The sequence below is a fragment of the Flavobacterium sp. S87F.05.LMB.W.Kidney.N genome (genome assembly GCF_004366435.1).
GTDB lineage: Bacteria > Bacteroidota > Bacteroidia > Flavobacteriales > Flavobacteriaceae > Flavobacterium.
The window spans coordinates 469,685-488,495 of sequence record NZ_SODX01000001.1 but is presented as its reverse complement, the minus strand read 5'-3'; the positions used below and the strand labels follow the sequence as shown (position 1 = coordinate 488,495).

Below are 18,811 nucleotides of genomic sequence, written 5' to 3'. Positions count from 1 at the left end.
TCTTATCGGTTAATTTCAAAATCCTTAATAATTTCTGCATCAAAATAGGCAATATAGTCGGCCATTACAGCACGTACTTTCTGCGAATTATCCTGAAGATAATTGCATAAATAAACATCCAAAGTAAGCTGCTTGTATTCTGGCCAGGTGTGTATACAAATATGAGATTCTTTAAGGCAGAATGAAATTGTAAAACTTTCGTTTTCAAAATCATGCACTACAACACCAACCTTTTCAAGTTCATATTTTTCTAAAATAGAATTGGTAACCGCAACAAAACCGTCGCTATTGGTAAGCTTAGAAATTTCGTCGACATGTAAAGTAACCAGTTTATGCAAACCTGGCGAATAAGGAGGTAAATCCATCAAATTATTTATATTACACAGCAGCCAAATATATAATAATTTCTGTAATAAAATAATCTAAAGAAAAGCATTTTTAACATAACTTCTCAGAACTATGTATTGGTGTTTTTTTTTGTTTTAGGAAGCAGATAATATTCATTTTCATAAAACCTTTAGTCCCGCTATTCACTATATCTTTTGCGGGGAACCCCGCCACAAAAGGATATCGTTTCTATCGGGGCTAGATTAGAAATTTTCGTTTTCATTTATAATTTTGAAAATCAACTTGCACTTTCTCAAACAGTTCTGACTTTTCCAAAATCGAATCAATCCTAGCTAAACCATCCTGATTATTTTCTGCCATTATAAAAGCAAAACCCCAGATATCTTTTGAAATTGTAAAACTTCCAATTTCAGAATCGTACGTCATTAATACTTCATCGTTCATCCATAAATCGAGAATATCAATCATTTTGGGTTTTATTTCTTGAATCGCATACAGGAAATCAGAATTGAAATTTTCGCTTTCAGCACCGCTAAAAACATCTATTAAAAGTTCTGTTGATTGATAACCTGGACGAAAATGATATTTATACATGCAAATACTTTTTAATCAACAAATTTAAACTTTAAAATTACTTGATTCGGTTGTAATGATAGCCCAGATTATAAGCAGATCCAGCCCAAAAAAGAAAAAGAATTGCACCAGAATTATCATAAGCATAATTGACTAAAAGTCCGTTGTCTTTTGCTAGTCCGATTCTTGTTTTATAATTGGTAAAACCGCCGGCAAGATACGGAATGCCGTTTCGTTTTAAGAATTTATTGTTTAGGTAAAAAAGTCCATTTTTGAGTGTTCCACTTAACTCAATGCTGTCAATTTTAGCAGTTTTATTTTTGGTAATAAACTTGATGGTGTTCTTATTAATTAGTTTTACCTCAACAGAATATTTCGATTTAGAATCGTATTTCACCTGTTTAGATGAAACAAAATAATTGAGACTATGGTTTATTTTAGAATCTTCAGAATCAATTGGTTCAGCCTTGCTTTTTTCATCATATTTCAAATCTGGAAATAATTCATAAGTTCCTTCTAGCTTCGATAAATCATTTTCCACTAAAGTTACTTTAGCATCTTTTATCATTTTGTCTGAAAATGAAGCGCAGGAAGATAAGAGCAGTATAATGAGAAATGTGATTGAGGCTGGTTTCATGTATCTTCTTGTAATTCTTAAAATTATGGTTACTTAAAGATAGCTTTTATTAGCAGTATTTTATCAAATAGAAAAAATCTTTTAGAATAAGGTTGACACAATTTTGACACAGTAAATTTATAAAATCAGCAAAAAGCCCAGTAAATACTGGGCTTTAGGAATAATTCGCAGAAAGGAAGGGATTCGAACCCTCGATACAGTTACCCATATACTAGCTTTCCAGGCTAGCTCCTTCAACCACTCGGACACCTTTCTTTATTGGTTTGCAAAGAACACAAAAAAATCTGAGTTACAAAAACAAAATGCAAGTTTACTTTAAATGCTTTTTTTAAATTCTTCCATAAATAGTTTAACAGCTTTCTTTTGGTAACTCCCAAGCGTGAGCATATACGAATCTCGTTTAGTGACAACTCCTGTAATTTGAATAGCTTTGAGATCGTCCCAATCTTTTAGAGCCATCTCGGCAACAATTGTTGCCCAATCGCTATTTTCTACCATTTGCAGTAATGCGTGAATGGACTGAAGCTCTATTGAAATTTTAGGTTTCATATTAAACTTTTTAAACAGTTCTTCGACATATTCTCGCGAATTGGATCCTTTCCCTGGCAATATCAGCGGAATCTCTTCTATTTTCTTAAAAGCGATTTTATCTAAATGGGCTAAAGCATGATTTTTAGAAACCACCATAACCATATTTGAAGTAAATAATGGTACTTTCTGAATCGGCATTTCAATTTCGTGTGACGAAATAACAAATACTAAATCTAATTCGTTATCAAGTAATTTCTGTTCTAAAACCTCGGTAGTTCCATACTCGACAATAATTTTGAGATTTTGGTATTTCTTAGCAAATGCATTTACAACAGGCAGAATCAATAATCCGAAGATATAGGTTACGCCAATTCGGAGTTCGCCGCCAATCATTTCGTTTAAATCCTCAATTGCCTGTTTTCCGTTTTCGACATTCTCAACTACTTTTTTAGCGTGAATTAAAAAAACAGCTCCAGCTTCTGTCAATTGTACTTTTTTCCCAATTCTTTTAAACAAAGGCATTCCGAGCTCTTCTTCCAGCTTTTTAATTTGTTGCGAAAGTCCCGATTGCGTTACAAAACACAATTCGGCAGCTTTGGTAAAATGCAAAACCTCAGCTGTTTTGATAAAATACTGCAGTTGATAAATTTCCATATTGATAAGTTTTACTACTTATTATAAGTAAAATTATTAATTTTTCTAATGAAATCATAATCCCGACCTTTGTATCAAATATTTCAAGGTTATGTTTAAAGCGTTAAAATCAAAAAATTTCAAGTTATTCTTTTATGGTCAATCTGTTTCTGTAATTGGAACCTGGCTGCAGAAAACCGCCGTAAGCTGGATGATTTACAGTGTAACGGGATCTGTTTTTCTACTGGGATTAGCGACTTTTTTAAGCATGATTCCGTCACTCTTTTTAGCTCCTTTGGCAGGAAGCATGATCGGACGTTACGATAAACACCGCGCCATGATTGTTTTGCAGTCTCTCGCAATGCTTCAGGCTGGAACTTTAGCTTTGCTTATTTACCTAAAAATTTACAATATCAACTTTATTCTGGCTTTGAGTCTTATTCAGGGAATAATCAATGCTTTTGATATGACCTGCCGTCAAACAATGATGATCGATATTGTTGATAAAAGAGAAGATCTTCCAAATGCCGTTGCGCTTAACTCTACAATGAACAATTTTGCTCGTATCGCAGGACCTGCACTTGCGGGAATTATTCTGCACCAATATGGAGAGGATATTTGTTTTATCGGGAACTTCATTAGTTATGTTCCGGTTTTGATTTCATTGCTGATGATGAAAATTACTCCGCACATTAAAGCTGAAAACAAATTAAATATGCTCGACGATCTTATCGAAGGGTTAGATTATGTAAAAAAAGAAACCGAAATGGCGAGAATGCTTCTTATGCTTACCTGCAGCAGTTTGTTTGTAATTTCTTTTAATACTTTGATGCCAGTTTTTGCTAAAGATATTTTTAGCGGAAATGCTCAGACTTTCAGCTGGTTTGAAAGTGCTGCCGGAATTGGTTCGGTTTTATCTGCCATCTATTTAGCCAATTTAAAATCGACTGAAAACATGAATAAATTGATGATCGCAGCAAGCTTACTTCTCGGTTTTAGTATTATTATTTTGGCTGTTTCTAGCAGTTTGACGATTGCCTTGATCTGCATGACCTTAAGCGGAGTGGGAATGATGGGGCAAACTTCTTCTATCAATATTTATATTCAAACGCAGAGCACAGTAAATATGCGTTCTAGAAGCATCAGCTATTACATGATGGCTTATCAAGGAATGATACCAGTTGGAAGTTTAATTATTGGTTACGTTTCTCACTTTATTGGAACTCGAAATACTGTTGTTATTCAAGGAATTATCTGTATTATTTCTGTAATTGTGTATGTATATTACAAAAATCATAAAACTTCAGAAGATTTGGAGACTTGCCCAGTTCCTTATCAAAATTCCAAAAATTAAAATTCCAAATTCCAATTTTAGAGAGATATTCCAATATAAAAATTCCAAATTCCAAACTGAGTGAATCTCAAAATTGAATTTGGAATTTTTTATATTTGAATTTTCATCTACGATATCTCCCCGCGCAAAGCAGTTTCAAAAATATCCTTAAACTCATTTTGAGGGATATTATGACCAAGCAAATACATCAATTTAGTAATTGCCGCTTCTGTAGTAATGTCTTTTCCTGAGATTACTCCAAGTGATTTTAAAGCTGTACTGGTTTCATATTGTCCCATATTCACGCTTCCGCCAGAGCATTGCGTAACATTTACAATATGCAATCCCGATTGAATTGCTTTCTCAATTAAATTTAAAAACCAATCTTCGGTTGGAGCATTTCCTGAGCCGTAGGTTTCTAAAACAATTCCTCTTAAATCTGGAATAGCAAGAATTGAAGCCAAAACTACTTCGCTCATTCCTGGAAACATTTTGATTATCGCTACATGATTATTCAGATTTTTGTGAACAATCAAATCGGCGTTTTTATTTATAGGAAGAAATAAATGTCTGTTTAGTTTTAAGTGAACACCAGATTCTACTAATTCAGGATAATTTGGTGCTGTAAAAGCTCTAAAATGTTCTGCATTTACTTTAGAAGTTCGGTTGCCGCGGTACAATTTGTATTCAAAATACAAGCAGACTTCGGTAATAACTGGTTTTCCGTTTTCTTGAAGTGAAGCAATCTGAATCGCTGTAATCAGGTTTTCTTTTGCATCGGTACGTAAATCTCCAATAGGAAGCTGAGAACCTGTAAACACAACTGGTTTAGCTAAATTCTCCAGCATAAAACTCAATGCAGAAGCCGAATATGACATTGTATCTGATCCGTGAAGCACCACAAATCCGTCATAAGCAGCGTAATTTTCCTCGATAATTGTGGCAATTTTTGTCCACATTTCGGGATTCATATTAGAAGAATCAATTGGGTGTTCGAATGAAATAGATTCGATTTCACAGTCCAATTGCTTAATTTCTGGAATCTTTTGTATTAATTTACCAAAATTGAAGGCTTTAAGTGCCCCTGTTTCAAAGTCTTTGCTCATACCGATTGTTCCTCCGGTATAAATCAATAATATTTTAGCTTTAGATGACATCTTGGTATTTTAATTTATTGACAACAGGATTGGCATACATTGCCAAAAATCCTTGTCTGGTAACAGGATTATCGCTTCCGATACGCATTTCTAAACGACGCTCAAAAAGCGATTTTTCGCTCTCTTTGTATTTGTGCGCAAACTTGTCTGTTCCGTTTAAAATATCGTAAGCAATAAAATTGGTCGGCCACAATTGGTAGTTTTTTAAAACCACATCATCAATAGTTTGTGCCAAAGCCTGAACTTGCTTATTAACATTGTCATTTTCAGCTACAATCTGATCAATTTCTTTGTCTAAAACATCTCCAACAGAAATATGGATTCTCTTTTTAGTTCCCATGATACCACTTAGAATGGTCATGAAATCTTCGTTTTTATCTTTAACGTAAACTTCGTTATTTGCTTCTGCCATTAATTGCGGCATTTTCAAAACATCTGTCGGATCATACTCGTACGAAATAGAAACTGGAACGATTTTTAATTTCTTAAAATAATCCATTAAGTTTTCTTCATCAGAACCCATTCCGATCATTTTTAAAACTCCTGGATTGGTTTCGTCGTTTCCATCTTTTGTTCTTCCTTCTCTTTGGGCAATCCAAACCGAACGATTTTCGCGAAGCAGCAATTGTCCGATATATTCGGCTAATAATTTTGAACTTTGAAGCATTTCACGAGGTGTTAATCCTCTTAAAACTAAAAAGTTTCTATTCAGTTTTGCCAAAGTAGCCAAGAAAGCTTTTTTAACCAGATTATCTCCAATTGCCGATGCCGTCATGACCAAACCATGTTCGAAAAGGCAGACATTTAATAATGTTGTATCTAAAAGAATATCTCTGTGATTTGAGATAAACAAATAAGAAGTGTTTTTTTCCAGTTTCTCAAAACCTGAAGTTGTAAGTCCTTCAGAGCTTTTTTCTAAAACCTTTTGTATCGTATTATAAATAAAGTTGCATTGAAAATCACGAATCGAATGTGTCTTCTTTAATTGATCCTTCCAAACCTCATCTTCTACTTCCGGAAAAGTAAAGTTCATCATGGTTTTCATCATCGGATGGTTTACCACATCATGAAGTGCTTCATTTATTTCGGAATCATAAAACGGTCGAATGGCATCAAATTTCTGCATTATTTATATCGATTTTAAGTGGGCAAAAGAACAAAAAAAAAATTAGATTAAAGTAACGATTATATTAAATCCCAAAAACGTCTTTGGAGTTTTGAGTTGTGACTGCTGCAATCTCTTCTTCAGAAACATCGTATAGAGCTGCCAGTTTAGAAATTACATTGACTAAATAACTGCTTTCATTTCTTTTTCCTCTGTATGGAATTGGCGCTAAATAAGGCGAATCTGTCTCCAAAACAATATGTTTTAAATCAATTTGATTTAAAAACTGATCAATTTTTCCGTTCTTGAATGTTACCACACCACCAATTCCTAATTTCATATTATAGGAAATTGCCTGCTGTGCTTGTACTAAAGTTCCGGAAAAACAATGAAAAATCCCAAACAAATCTTCAGATTTTTCTTCTTCTAAGATTTCGAAGATCTCGTCAAAAGCTTCTCGACAATGAATTACGATTGGAAGTTTGTATTGTTTTGCCAGTTGAATTTGCGTCTTAAAAGCGATTTGCTGTTCTTTAAGATGTGTCTTATCCCAGTACAAATCGATCCCGATTTCTCCAACTGCGTAAAACTTTCTTTTGGACAATTCAGTTTCTACATGCGCTAATTCGTCTAGATAATTATCTTTCACGTAAGTAGGATGCAGCCCCATCATCAGGAATATATTTTCAGGATAATTTTTCTCTAAATCGTACATAGACTGTGTCGCAGCCGCATCGATTGCCGGAATAAAAAAACGAGTAATGCCGGCATCAATAGCGCGCTGAATCATTTCGTCGCGATCCTGATCAAATTCTTCAGAATATAAATGCGTGTGTGTATCTGTAATAATAGGTCTCAAATTCAAGGGTATAATTTTAAAGCTGTCAAAATTACGACAATATTAAAAGAATAGCAATTTTGTAGAATTTGTATAGAAAAACGAAGACCTTTGTCAAGTTGTGAGCTTTGACAAAGGTCTGCTGATTTTATCTTTTATTTTGTCATACTGAGCGAAGTCGAAGTAAGCAAACAAAAGCCCCCAATTCTTTTCGAAATGCTTATTGAGCCTTCGACTTCTCTCAAGATGACATTTATTTTAATTATTTTCCTGTTTCAATAAACAATAAGGCACGATCTAAAACCTCATCTTTTCCTTCCTGAATTCCTTTTATGGTTGGTTTTACTTCAATATCAGGAATGATGCCAATTCTTTGGGTTTCGCGGCCATCAGGATAATAAACTCCAATTCCTGAGAACTGTGTATTAAATCCTTCGAAATCAAATATTGAAACATTTCCGTCTGCACCAGAAGTCTGACTTCCAACAATTGTTGTATTTACGGCCGTTTGAAAACACATCGCAGTCCATTCTGCCTGACTTTGTGCTTTTTCATTCAGTAACAGAACCACTTTACCTTTATAATAATCCTTATTATCAAAACCTATTGAAGTTCCTTCGCTCCATTTATATCGTCCTGGATAGCTTAAATCTGGATGTGTGTAAATTGCAAATTTCTTTTCTTGTGGATTTAAAAAATTTCCTATTGCTTCAAAAGTTCCTTTAGGATAATTTCTCATATCAAAAACAATTGCTTTAGTGTTTTTTAGTGCTTCAATCATATCTGGAATATTTTTAACGCCAATAACCCCCATATCAACATAACCGATATTATGATCTAAGAGCTTAAATTTTTCCTTCTTTTTTCGTGCTCCCTTTTTAAATTCATTTCTGTGCGAATCATGATAATTATACCAAACCATTGTTTTTGTCTCATAATTATCGTTTTTAAAAAACTCTATTTTTATTTTCTCATCAGTATAACTTCTTAAAATTTTCTCTGCCAGTTTATCTAAATATTTAGGTTCATTTGAAGCACAAATCAAATCTCTATTCTCTGCAATAAGCTCCTTTATTGTTTTATCGTTTATTTTTGTAATTACGGTACCAACTTTTATATCATCTGCCTGAGCCAGACTATCAGCCAAAATTTCTGTAACTATAAGTTTATCATCAATGATCTTACCGTTGCCTGGAAAGTAGTTTCTTATTTTTGGCGTTGCTGCATTTAGATAAGCATAAAACTCCGTATGACTGTCATTAATTTTTGATACCAATTTTCTCATTACTTCATAAAAATCATCCTGATTATCTGCTTTAATTACAATTGGTATGATTTTTTCTAAAGTAATATCCCATTTCTGATCCATTAAATATTTATCAGGAAAAAAATATTCTACTAAATTCCAATACATAAATACCATTCGAAGTTTTGAATTCTTATATGTAAAATCTGGATGCTTAAGATTTTCATTTCTCAAACCAACATTCCCAGCATTTTCTACTCCGTATATGTAAAATTGCTCGCCTTGAAATCTATTTTGCTCTATAAATCTCAATTTCTTCGAAAGCTTTTTCGATAGTAACTTATTGCTATTTATCCAAGATAAATCAAAGTTTTTATCAAAATAATCTACATCTTTTGGCACTGCAATGGGCGCTATTTCTTTTATTGGTCCGAGATCGTCGATCCAGTTTTCCAATATTAATGAAAACTCTTCTTTTGTTTTCGCGTTTTCTATTTTTGGCAGTTTTTCTAATAATTGATTGTCCCAATTGACTTCTCCTCCAGCAACTTTTGGATGATAATACTTTAAAAATCCCCAAACTTTGCAAGTGGCAAAAAGCTTTTCGGCTTCTGTAATTTTAGCAGCACTAAAAATGGTTTGAGAAAAAATGATAAAAAGAAACAATGTGATTTTTTTCATCGAATTGGGTTGGTTAATTTTTGGTTGTTTTGGTAGCAATTCTTATAAAAACAAAATCGAATTTAGAACTAAAAATCTAAATTCGATTGAGGTTTCACGTAAAAGCAGGAAATTTTTTAATTTATTTTCAAATTTGCTTTTGTTTTTAATTAATTCAACTCATCTAAAAGCTGTTCTACTTCATCATAATCTTCATAATCCTGAGAAATAGTCTGAAGAATCTCTTTGCAGGCTTTATAATCTTTTTGTTTTAATTTGGATAATGCCAGATTCCATTTTGCTTTTTCCTTGTAAGCAGAATTCCCTGCTTGCAATTCTTTAAAAATAGTTTCTGCTTTATTATACTGACTTTCTTCGACCAAAGAAATACCATAGAAATATTGAATTTCAGGAGATGTATTTTCTTTTAAAATTGCTTCAAAAAGCGGAATTGCTTTTGCATATCTTTTTCCGTTAAAATTATCCTCTGCTTGTTTTAAAGTTTCTTCAGAAACACCTCTTTCAGTAAAATAGGCACTTTCTGGATGATTATAATAATCAAACGACGGATTCTCATTATAATCAAAGAAAAACAATCCGAATAAAATAACTGCCGACGCTGCCGCGACGTAATACCAAGGCTTAAGGGAAGCTACTTTTCCTTTATTTTTATTAAAATATTTATCTGAAATTCGGCTTAGGTTTTCTTTAAAAATTTCTCGATCCTGCTCTTGTCCGAATTTATTTTCCAATTGAAAATGCATTTCTTTGAAACTCTCCAATGCCGATGCCAATTCTGGATCTTCAGTCAATTGTTTCTCCAAATTAGCTCTTTCATCAACGGTCAGTTCGCCTTGAAGATATTGATCAAATAAGATATAGCGTTCTTCGTTCATGATTACTTGTTTTTTAAAGAGTTAAAATTTTTCGCTTCCTGAATCCATTGCGTTAACTGCCCAACACATAACGATTTCTTTTTCCGAACATAGCCGTAAGTTACATTGAGTTTTTCGGCCACTTCTTCCATTGATTTTAAAGTAAAACTGAGTTTTAAAACTTCTTGGCATTTTTCTCCCAATTTCTGAAATATGGTGTCAAAAAGCTTTTGTTTTTCGTCAAATTCTTCCGTTTGTGCAATCAAGTCATGCGCAGATTCATTGATAGATAAAACATCTTCTAGAATTGTTACCCCTTTATTCGATGATTTTTTCAGCTCGTTGAGCCAGCGTCTTTTGCATAATAAGAAAAAGTAAGCATCAAACGGACAAGTCAATTGAAGCGCATTGGCTTTCGCCTGATTAAAAAGCAGTATCATAATTTCCTGAATCACATCCTGCGCCTGATCCTTATCTCCAGAATTGTTGGTTATAAACAAAACTACTTTTGGAGCAAACTTTTTATATATCATTTCAATAACCACCGAATCATTTGCGGCAAGTCCATCGATATATTTTTGGTCAGGATGAATTTTATTTTGATCCATAGAAAGCTATTTTAATACTAATGTAAAAAAAGAATCTCATAAAACTTCAAAACAAAGGGTAACAATAATGCAATGAATTGTATTTATGAAAACAAAAGTCTTTTAAAAACCTTTAAAAAATTAAAAGAAATGGAAAGTTACCAATTTGTAAACGAAAAAAACACAGATCGATTCTACGAGATAATCGCAGCCAAAACTCGCAGTGGTTTTGTAATTACAGAACATAATGAGAAACTCCCTTATGTGGTTTTGTCTAAAGAAAAAAAAGCCATAAATCATTCCCTTCATTTATTTATCAGTTGTATGACTTTAGGTTTCTGGATAATTGTCTGGATTTATCTCATATTAAATTTCTCTCAAAAGAAAGATATTCTCGTAGCTGTTGACGAAGACGGAAATCTATTTGAAGATAAATGCCTTTCTGCCTAAATAAAAAAACAAATAAATGGGTAACAAATTTTAAAGCCAATTGATATAACCATATAAGCTTAAAAAATAATTCAAAACTGAGGGTAACAAAATTAAACCCAAATTGATTTAACTATAAAATTAATAACCAGAATCTGAAAACCACTTGAACAATCAAGCCAGATTTATAAAACTAGAAATTATGAAAACAAATTTTAAAAAAATCGGTCTTTTAATAATAGCAATGTCAACTTTCGCCAGCTGCGATAACAGCGACGGAGACGATATTAAACTTTCGCCTCCAACTTCGGCAGCGTTTAAAAGCATTAGTGAAAAAGGTGTAAAAAGGAATACTCAAAATTTTACCATAACCGCGGGAAATGGAGTGGTAACTTTAACTTCCGCAAAGGGTGTGAAGCTTTACATTAACGGAGATTGTTTGACCAAAAACGGAAATCCCGTAACTGGACAAGTAGATATTGAATATATCGAACTTTTTGACAAAGGAAATATGCTGGTTACCAATAAACCAACAATGGGAATTACTTCTGATGGAAAGAAAAATTTATTAATCTCTGGCGGTGAATTCTTTATTAAAGCAACGCAGGGCGGTGTAGAACTTCAAACTTCTTGTTCATTAAATATGATTGTTCCAACAGCTTTAACTGACGGTTTTGACAATTTAATGACTTTGTGGACTGGTGTTATTGATGAAGCTGGAGAATTGGCTTGGAGAGAAGCTAAACCAAACGCTGACGGAACTGGAGGAAAAGGCGGCGTACAAGGCGAAGGAAACAATTATTATGTAACATTCGGAAACTTTGGGTGGACAAATGTTGACCGTTTTTACAGCGATCCTAGACCAAAAACAACAATTTTAGCCAAAGCACCAGAAGGATATGATAATAACAACAGCGCCATTTACCTTTCTTACGACGGCGAAGGAACAAATGCACTTGCTAAACTTGATACTTTTACTCCTGCAGGTTTATTTAGCGAACATTACGGACAAATTCCTATTGGATTAGCTTGTCATGTGATTTTTGTGACTGAAGACAATGGCCAATGGAGATATGCGATAAAATCCGTAACCGTTGCTGCCAATGACGTTTACACTTTTACCCTTGCCGAAACAACAGTCGGTACCGAAGCTCAGCTGGTTGCTGCAATTAATGCCATTCAGTAACTTACAAATGCTTTTTTAAGAAAAAGTGGTGATTTGCTCATCACTTTTTTTTACATTTAATCCTGTTTTAAGATTGATTCTGATGATTTTAAAACCCAAAACTGTCTAGTTATGAAACCACAACTGTCTATTTTCTTTATTCTATTCAGCATTTATTCTATTGGACAAACAAAAGTTAAAGACACCATAACCCGAAGAGCCAATATTGGTTTTACACAAAACGGAAATCAGGTTATTTTTAAGCCTGAAACACCGCCTTTGATTCCGATTGCTGGTGCACCAAAACCAAGTTATTCTTATTTATGGGAACTTGGCGACGGACATTACAGTAAAGAAGCAGAACCCAAACATGTGTACAAAAAGAAAGGAAATTACACCACAAGACTTGCTGTAACAAACAATTACGACAACGGGAAACCTCCTGCAACCCGCCCGAAGAAAGTCGCAGTAAATGATATTACGGATACGAATTTTAACGATATCGCTTCAATTGCCGATCAGAATGGGTTTGCGATTATTAAGAATTGTGATCCTATTCCAGATCAGGAAATGGTAGTCGTAGTAAGTTATCAAAATCTGGAAAATTATGTTTCTAACGGAAAGCTTTATTTATTTTATAATGAAAAGCAATTCAAACACAACAATTTCGAATTAAGCGACTTTAGAACATATGCAGGCGAACGTGAAATAAAAGAAAATTTAGTTGCTGCGGTTGATGATCTTAACGATTCGAATAATTTTATGGCTTCCGCTGAAGGAAATTTCAAAACCAAAAAATACCGAAATACAACTACAGAAGAAGATTTGGATGCTTCGTTATTAGACGCCAATAAAACATATCATAATGTTTCTATTTTAGAATTTGATGATGCCAATCCAGGAGAAACGCGAAATGTTTTTTATACTTTCAAAACTACTCCTGAAATGATTAAAGACACGAGTGCAACGGTTACGATGCGAGGTATTTTTGTTCCGAATCGAAGTTATAAAAACCATAAAGTAAAAAATCTGGAAATGGAAATCGTAACTTCTCACGATCCAAACAAAATGGGATCTAACGGAAGGTTTATGAATTATAGACTGGTACGTTTTAAAAGGGTAAATTTTAAAACCCGTTTTCAGAATAACGGAGAAGGTCCCGCTCGAAAAATTCGCTTGGAAACTGATATTCCTGATATGTTTGACAAGAAAACTTTTCAGATTGAAAGTATGTATCCCGAATGTCCAATTTGCCCTAAAGGCGAAGAACCAACTATAAGCTGTCTAGACACGATTATCAAACAGAAACAAATCATTTTTACCTTCAAAAACATTTATCTCCCAGGAAGCGAACAGAAAAATGTGCACGAAAAAGATTCTACAAAAGGTTTTGTAAAATATTCGATGAAGTTTGGAGAAGATTTTCATAAAGTAAAAACCAAAAGCAGAACCGCCATTATTTTTGACAAGAATGAACCGATAATTACCAATTATGCCACTACTCGATTTTTGCCTGGAATTTCGATTGGTGCCAAAGCGGGTTACAATTTATATCCAGATTTAGAAAATTCGACCAGTTATTTTGTTGGCGCTACAATTTCGCCTTTTAAATCGTATCGCTTTTATTGGCAGGTTGAGTGGGAAAATGCATTAAATAAATACGACAGCGACATTTCTGTACTAACTGAAACTGTATTGAATCCTAACGGACAAAAACAATTGCAGCGTGTTACCACCTCAACAGAAAACAAAAATGTCAATTGGGAAGTTCCTGTTTTAATTCGTTACAACATTAATAATTACTTTGGAGTCGGGGCTGGAATTCAGGCTAATTTTGATGTTTCATCCCAACAAAATTACAATCGAACAATAGATCTTTTTGAAGGTGACAGCGATAAATATATTATCAATACCCGCTCAGAATCGAGTTCGTCTAAAGAATCTTTTACCAATTTTAAAACTGGATTACTGCTTGATTTTACAGCTGGTTTTGCCAGAATTGGTCCGAGTTTGGGCGCGCGATATGTGATTAATTTTGAACAGAATTTCAATTATTTTCAGTTTTATGGAATTTGGAAGTTTTAGAGATTGTGCCGCAGAGATACGCAAAGATTTTTCGCAAAGACTTACAAAGTAAATAAACGTATTTTGTGCCTCTCTGAGTTCTCTTTGCGAATCTCTTTGAAATAAAAAAACAGCTTAACATGAACTTATATCGCTTATATGGTTTTATTTTCCTTTTCCTGAGTCTAAATGTTTTTGGACAAAATCAGGCTGAGAAAATTTATAATGCGATTGATAGTTTTACGGCTCATCCTTCCGCGGAAGCGTTACAAAATTTAAGAAATATTGAAAGTGATTTTTGGAAAAGCGCTAAACCTAAAACCAAAGATGAATTACTGACTATAGTGATTTTAAACTGCAATAAAGCATATTATGAAAATCAGTTTGGGCAGACTCAAAATGCGATTTCGAGTTATGAAAAAGCGTGGCAAATCTATCAAAAATATAAACTAAGCGATTACGACATTATTGAGTTCTGCTTAAAACCTTTGGGAAATTTATATACCGTTTTAGGCGACTATGACAGTGCAGAAAATACCATAAAACAATACTTTTTTATCGTAAATTCTTCTAAAAATTATCCTGACACAAAAAAACAAAAGTTTGCCGCAATTCTTAATTTATCAAATGTTTATCAGAGTTCAGGCAAAATTTCTTTGGCTATTGAACTTTTAGAGAAGACTTTAAAAACGGAGAAATTATCCAATTTGCAAAAGGGAATTTTATGGAATAATCTGGGGAATAATTATCTGCTAAGTTCTACAGGAGATTTAATGAGACCAGAAACTCATCAAAACGCTACGAAAGCATTTGAATCTTCGATAAAATATCTTCAAACCGAAAAAAATCAATTGGAAACCTTATCGAATTCTTATCGAAATCTTGCTGTTCTAAATCGTCAAAGACAAAATTTTGATGCTGCAAAATCTTATTTAGAAAAAGCTGAAAAATTATTTTTGCAGACAGCAAATCAGCAGCCTAGAAAACTAGCTAAACTTTATTATGAAAAAGCTTTACTGCTTTTTGATGAAGAAAAATATGAAGAAAGTACAAAGCAAATTGCTGTCGTTTTTAAAACATTGATTCCAAATTACAATTCAAAAAATATTCTTCCAGCGAAAAATCAATTGTATGCAGAAACAGTCTTAGTTGATGCGCTCGATCTTCAGGCCGAAATTTTAAGGATAAATCAGCCAAAAAAGGCACTTATAGCTTTTGATATGTCTTTTTATATCGAAGATTTAATGATGAATAGTTTGATTTATGAAAATTCTAAAATCCTGATGCAGCTGCGATCTCGAAATCGTACCGAAAAATGCATTTCTATTTGTAATGAATTGTTTAAAAAAGAAGGCAAAACTTCATATTTGGAAAAGGCTTTTCAATTGGCTGAAAATACAAAAGCTGGAATTTTAAAAAGTTATCACTCTACTATTAAAAATGCTTCGACAGAAGAAAAACAACTTTTATACAAACTTCAAAATCTAAATAATAATATTATAAAAGAACAGCAAAAAGGAGATTCTGCTGATATTTTGAAGATCAATCAATTTATAAAAAAGCAAAATGAATTGATGATTTCACTAAAAAAAATCCAATCTGAAAACCCAGATTACATTCCTGAAAAATGTGATTTGAAAGCATTATTTAAGAAATTGGAAAATGATAAAGCGATGATGGTTTATTATCTTATGGGATCCGAAAATCTCTATTTCTTCATTTTACAAAACAACCGAATTGCTTTAAACCATATTAATATTACTGATATTGCAATTCCAAAAATTGTTCAATTCATAAACTATTTTAATAGTCCTGAAGCAATTACAAATGATATTTCTGGCTATAATCATTATGCTAAAATAGCTTATGATGTATTGAAATTGCCTACCAATTATGTTAACCAAAATCTGATAATTGTTCCTGACGGAATTTTAAATTTTCTTCCTTTTGAAGCTTTAATCACTCGAGAATCAAATACGACGAATTTTAGCAAAATGAATTATTTATTGAACGATTTCAAGATTGCTTATAATACGTCGGCAAATATTTACCTCAACTCAAAACCAATTTCTAACTCGAAAAAAACGGTTTTAGGAATTTTTCCTGTTTTTGAGAAATCGGCTTTTGAACTTCGTTACTCCAAGAAAGAAATGGAATCTATCCGAAGTAATTTTAGCGGAAAATATTTAGAAAATTCAAATGCAAGTTTTACTAATTTTAAAAACAATGCCTCTCACTATTCCATGCTTCATTTGAGTACACATGCATCTTCTGGCGATATTGAAACTCCTGCAAGTATTAAATTTTCCGATCAGGAAATTCTGTATTCTGAATTATATAATCTTCATATCAATCCAGATTTAGTGGTTTTAAGTGCCTGCGAAACCGGTATTGGTAAATTGTATAAAGCAGAAGGCGCAATGAGTATTGCTAGAGGTTTTCAATTTGCAGGAGCACAAAATTTATTATTTTCTTTATGGAAAGTAAATGATTTTACGACTTCGGTTTTTATGTCGGATTTTTATAAAAACATTCAAAAAGATGTTCCTTATTTTGAAGCTAATACCAATGCAAAACTGGATTATTTAAACAATAAATCAATTCCCAATGCAAAAAAGTCACCTTATTATTGGAGTGCTTTTGTGTATTACGGAACTATTGAAGAAGCAGAAAAACCAACAAATTATATCTTCTATATCATTAGTTTTTTGGCTGTAATTGGCTTATTTTTGGTTTTCAATCATTACAGAAATGGAAAATCTTCACGAAATTCTCAAAACAGAGAATTACAAAAAAATAAAATTCAAGATAACTAAAACGCAGCATTTACAGATAAAAGCCAAAATTAACGGCGTTTCTGGAAATTTCATTTTAGATACCGGCGCGTCTAATACCTGCGTAGGTTTTGAAAGTATTGAACTTTTTGAATTGGCTGCAAAAAATTCAAAAACAAAAGCATCTGGAGCAGGCGGAAGCGGCATGAAAACGCAGATTTCGTCTCAAAATAAATTGCAGTTAGGATCTTGGAAAAACAAGGATTTCAGTATTGTTATTTTTGATCTTTCTCATGTAAACGAAGCTCTAGAATCTTTTAAAGCTAAACCTGTTCATGGTATTATTGGTGCCGATGTTTTATTGGAAGGAAAAGCTATAATTGATTATTTTAATCATTATTTGTACCTTAAATAGAAAAATTCCAAATTCCAAATTCCAAATTCCAAATTCCAAATTCCAAATAAAAAAGTCTCCATTAGAATGAAGACTTTTTTAGTTTTATACTGTTTCTTGATTATCAATTTCTATTTTGGGAACAGTATGTTTTTTCAACGAAAAATAAGCTACAACAGTACTTAGCAGCATTAAAGCTCCACCCAAAATAAATGGCGCTCCGGCAAATTTAAAAGGTGCATCACTATGTGTAAAAAAATAAAAGGTATTCGCCATCATAGGCGGACCAATGATTGAAGACGCGCTCATTAAACTGGTCAAAGTCCCTTGAATTTCTCCTTGTTCGCTTGGCGCAACTTTACTCGCCACAACAGATTGTAGAGCTGGACCAGCGATTCCGCCAAGACAATATGGAATTAAAAATACGAACATCATCCAGCTTTCTGTTGCAAAAGCAAACAACAGCATTCCAATTGTATATAACGCCAAACCAATGTAAATACTTTTTTCGTTTCCTATTCTCGGGTTGATAAAACGAACCAATCCACCTTGCACAACTCCAACTAAAAGACCAATTATTCCTAATGAAATTCCGATCATTCGTTCATCCCAATTGAACTGATAAATGGTAAAAAAACTCCAGTTGCTTTGTACGGCATGAGAACCAACGTATAATAAAAATATAGCTGCGATTAAACCTATTAGTGTTGGATGTTTTCTTAAGCCTAAAATAGCTCCAACAGGATTAGCACGTTTCCAGTCAAAAGGTCTGCGGTTTTCTTTTTTAAGTGATTCTGGTAAAATGAAAAATCCGTAAAGGAAATTGACCATACACAAAACTGCTGCTGCGTAGAAAGGAACTCTTGATCCGTATTGTCCTAATAATCCGCCAATAACGGGACCAATAATAAATCCTAATCCAAAAGCGGCACCAATCAATCCAAAGTTTTTAGCTCTGTTTTCTGCCGTACTGACATCTGCAATATATGCAGAAGCAGTTGTAATACTCGCGCCCGTAATTCCTGCAATAATTCTTCCTATAAAAAGCCAGATAATTGTAGGCGAAAAAGCCAGTAAAATATAATCTAAAGAAAATCCGAAAAGTGAAATTAATATAATTGGTCTTCTTCCGAATTTATCACTTAAATTTCCAATTACTGGAGCAAAAACGAATTGTGTGATCGCATATGCGAAAGTTAACCAGCCGCCAATTTTTGCGGCTTCGCTGATATCTCCATGAATCAATTCTTCAATCAATTTTGGAATTACGGGAATTATAATTCCCCACCCTGTAATATCAATTAACATGGTTATGAAAATAAAACCAATTGCTGCAGATTTATCTTTTTGTAGCATAGTAAGTTTAGTAAGGTGATGCAAATAAACATATTTTTAAATTAACAATAGAAAAAATCCAAATCTCAAGGTTAAAATTCCAATACTAAAATTCCAATTTCCAATT

17 protein-coding genes and 1 tRNA gene are annotated in these 18,811 nt (G+C 33.1%); 6 read left to right on the top strand and 12 right to left on the bottom strand.

The features are described 5' to 3' along the window. Window positions 1-2 precede the first annotated feature (2 nt). The 5 genes from EDB96_RS02170 to EDB96_RS02150 all read right to left on the bottom strand — a co-directional run bounded on the left by EDB96_RS02170 (window position 3) and on the right by EDB96_RS02150 (window position 2,743). Complete coding sequence (locus EDB96_RS02170) at window positions 3-365, bottom strand: S-adenosylmethionine decarboxylase family protein (protein WP_134139015.1); 363 nt, start codon at window positions 363-365, stop codon at window positions 3-5. A gap of 241 nt (window positions 366-606) precedes the next feature. Next, entirely contained in the window at window positions 607-942 is a 336-nt protein-coding gene (locus EDB96_RS02165; RefSeq protein ID WP_134139014.1) for a hypothetical protein, read from the bottom strand. A 37-nt stretch (window positions 943-979) separates the two neighbouring features. Beyond that, window positions 980-1,558 carry a hypothetical protein gene (locus tag EDB96_RS02160; protein ID WP_134139012.1) on the bottom strand — a complete coding sequence of 193 codons (579 nt, stop codon included), beginning with the start codon at window positions 1,556-1,558 and terminating at the stop codon, window positions 980-982. Between the two features lie 168 nt (window positions 1,559-1,726). Beyond that, a tRNA-Ser gene (locus EDB96_RS02155) sits at window positions 1,727-1,813 on the bottom strand. Window positions 1,814-1,873: 60 nt separating this feature from the next. After that, a complete protein-coding gene (locus EDB96_RS02150; protein WP_057115790.1) occupies window positions 1,874-2,743 on the bottom strand; it encodes a LysR substrate-binding domain-containing protein in 870 nt (289 codons plus the stop codon). Window positions 2,744-2,834: 91 nt separating this feature from the next. Between EDB96_RS02150 and EDB96_RS02145 the strand changes: the two genes are divergently transcribed. Then, complete coding sequence (locus tag EDB96_RS02145; RefSeq protein ID WP_134139011.1) at window positions 2,835-4,076, top strand: MFS transporter; 1,242 nt, start codon at window positions 2,835-2,837, stop codon at window positions 4,074-4,076. A gap of 107 nt (window positions 4,077-4,183) precedes the next feature. On the opposite strand, the gene EDB96_RS02140 is transcribed toward EDB96_RS02145, so the two are convergent. The 6 genes from EDB96_RS02140 to EDB96_RS02115 all read right to left on the bottom strand — a co-directional run bounded on the left by EDB96_RS02140 (window position 4,184) and on the right by EDB96_RS02115 (window position 10,544). Then, window positions 4,184-5,212: an asparaginase gene (locus tag EDB96_RS02140; RefSeq protein WP_057115785.1), complete on the bottom strand. Its 1,029-nt coding sequence runs from the start codon at window positions 5,210-5,212 to the stop codon at window positions 4,184-4,186. After that, window positions 5,202-6,338, bottom strand: coding sequence for a 1-acyl-sn-glycerol-3-phosphate acyltransferase (locus tag EDB96_RS02135; protein ID WP_134139009.1), 1,137 nt, complete (start codon window positions 6,336-6,338; stop codon window positions 5,202-5,204). Before EDB96_RS02135 ends, EDB96_RS02140 begins: the two co-directional genes overlap by 11 nt. A gap of 64 nt (window positions 6,339-6,402) precedes the next feature. Beyond that, complete coding sequence (locus tag EDB96_RS02130; RefSeq protein WP_134139008.1) at window positions 6,403-7,182, bottom strand: TatD family hydrolase; 780 nt, start codon at window positions 7,180-7,182, stop codon at window positions 6,403-6,405. A 235-nt stretch (window positions 7,183-7,417) separates the two neighbouring features. Then, window positions 7,418-9,082: a S41 family peptidase gene (locus EDB96_RS02125; protein ID WP_134139007.1), complete on the bottom strand. Its 1,665-nt coding sequence runs from the start codon at window positions 9,080-9,082 to the stop codon at window positions 7,418-7,420. Between the two features lie 149 nt (window positions 9,083-9,231). After that, the gene (locus EDB96_RS02120) at window positions 9,232-9,957 is read right to left on the bottom strand and encodes a tetratricopeptide repeat protein (protein ID WP_134139006.1); all 726 of its coding nucleotides are present in this window, start codon (window positions 9,955-9,957) and stop codon (window positions 9,232-9,234) included. 2 nt (window positions 9,958-9,959) lie between these two features. Then, a complete protein-coding gene (locus EDB96_RS02115; RefSeq protein ID WP_134139005.1) occupies window positions 9,960-10,544 on the bottom strand; it encodes an RNA polymerase sigma factor in 585 nt (194 codons plus the stop codon). 129 nt (window positions 10,545-10,673) lie between these two features. Between EDB96_RS02115 and EDB96_RS02110 the strand changes: the two genes are divergently transcribed. The 5 genes from EDB96_RS02110 to EDB96_RS02090 all read left to right on the top strand — a co-directional run bounded on the left by EDB96_RS02110 (window position 10,674) and on the right by EDB96_RS02090 (window position 17,370). Beyond that, complete coding sequence (locus tag EDB96_RS02110) at window positions 10,674-10,973, top strand: hypothetical protein (protein ID WP_057115994.1); 300 nt, start codon at window positions 10,674-10,676, stop codon at window positions 10,971-10,973. Window positions 10,974-11,154: 181 nt separating this feature from the next. Beyond that, the gene (locus EDB96_RS02105) at window positions 11,155-12,138 is read left to right on the top strand and encodes a hypothetical protein (protein WP_134139003.1); all 984 of its coding nucleotides are present in this window, start codon (window positions 11,155-11,157) and stop codon (window positions 12,136-12,138) included. A gap of 111 nt (window positions 12,139-12,249) precedes the next feature. Continuing rightward, window positions 12,250-14,202 (top strand): PKD domain-containing protein, encoded by a 1,953-nt coding sequence (locus EDB96_RS02100; RefSeq protein ID WP_134139002.1) that lies wholly within the window; start codon window positions 12,250-12,252, stop codon window positions 14,200-14,202. Between the two features lie 119 nt (window positions 14,203-14,321). After that, the gene (locus EDB96_RS02095) at window positions 14,322-16,997 is read left to right on the top strand and encodes a CHAT domain-containing protein (protein WP_134139001.1); all 2,676 of its coding nucleotides are present in this window, start codon (window positions 14,322-14,324) and stop codon (window positions 16,995-16,997) included. Continuing rightward, entirely contained in the window at window positions 16,933-17,370 is a 438-nt protein-coding gene (locus tag EDB96_RS02090; RefSeq protein ID WP_057115763.1) for a retropepsin-like aspartic protease, read from the top strand. Before EDB96_RS02095 ends, EDB96_RS02090 begins: the two co-directional genes overlap by 65 nt. A gap of 84 nt (window positions 17,371-17,454) precedes the next feature. Here the strand turns inward: EDB96_RS02090 and EDB96_RS02085 are convergent, their stop codons facing one another. After that, entirely contained in the window at window positions 17,455-18,705 is a 1,251-nt protein-coding gene (locus EDB96_RS02085; protein WP_057115761.1) for a TCR/Tet family MFS transporter, read from the bottom strand. Window positions 18,706-18,811: the final 106 nt, after the last annotated feature.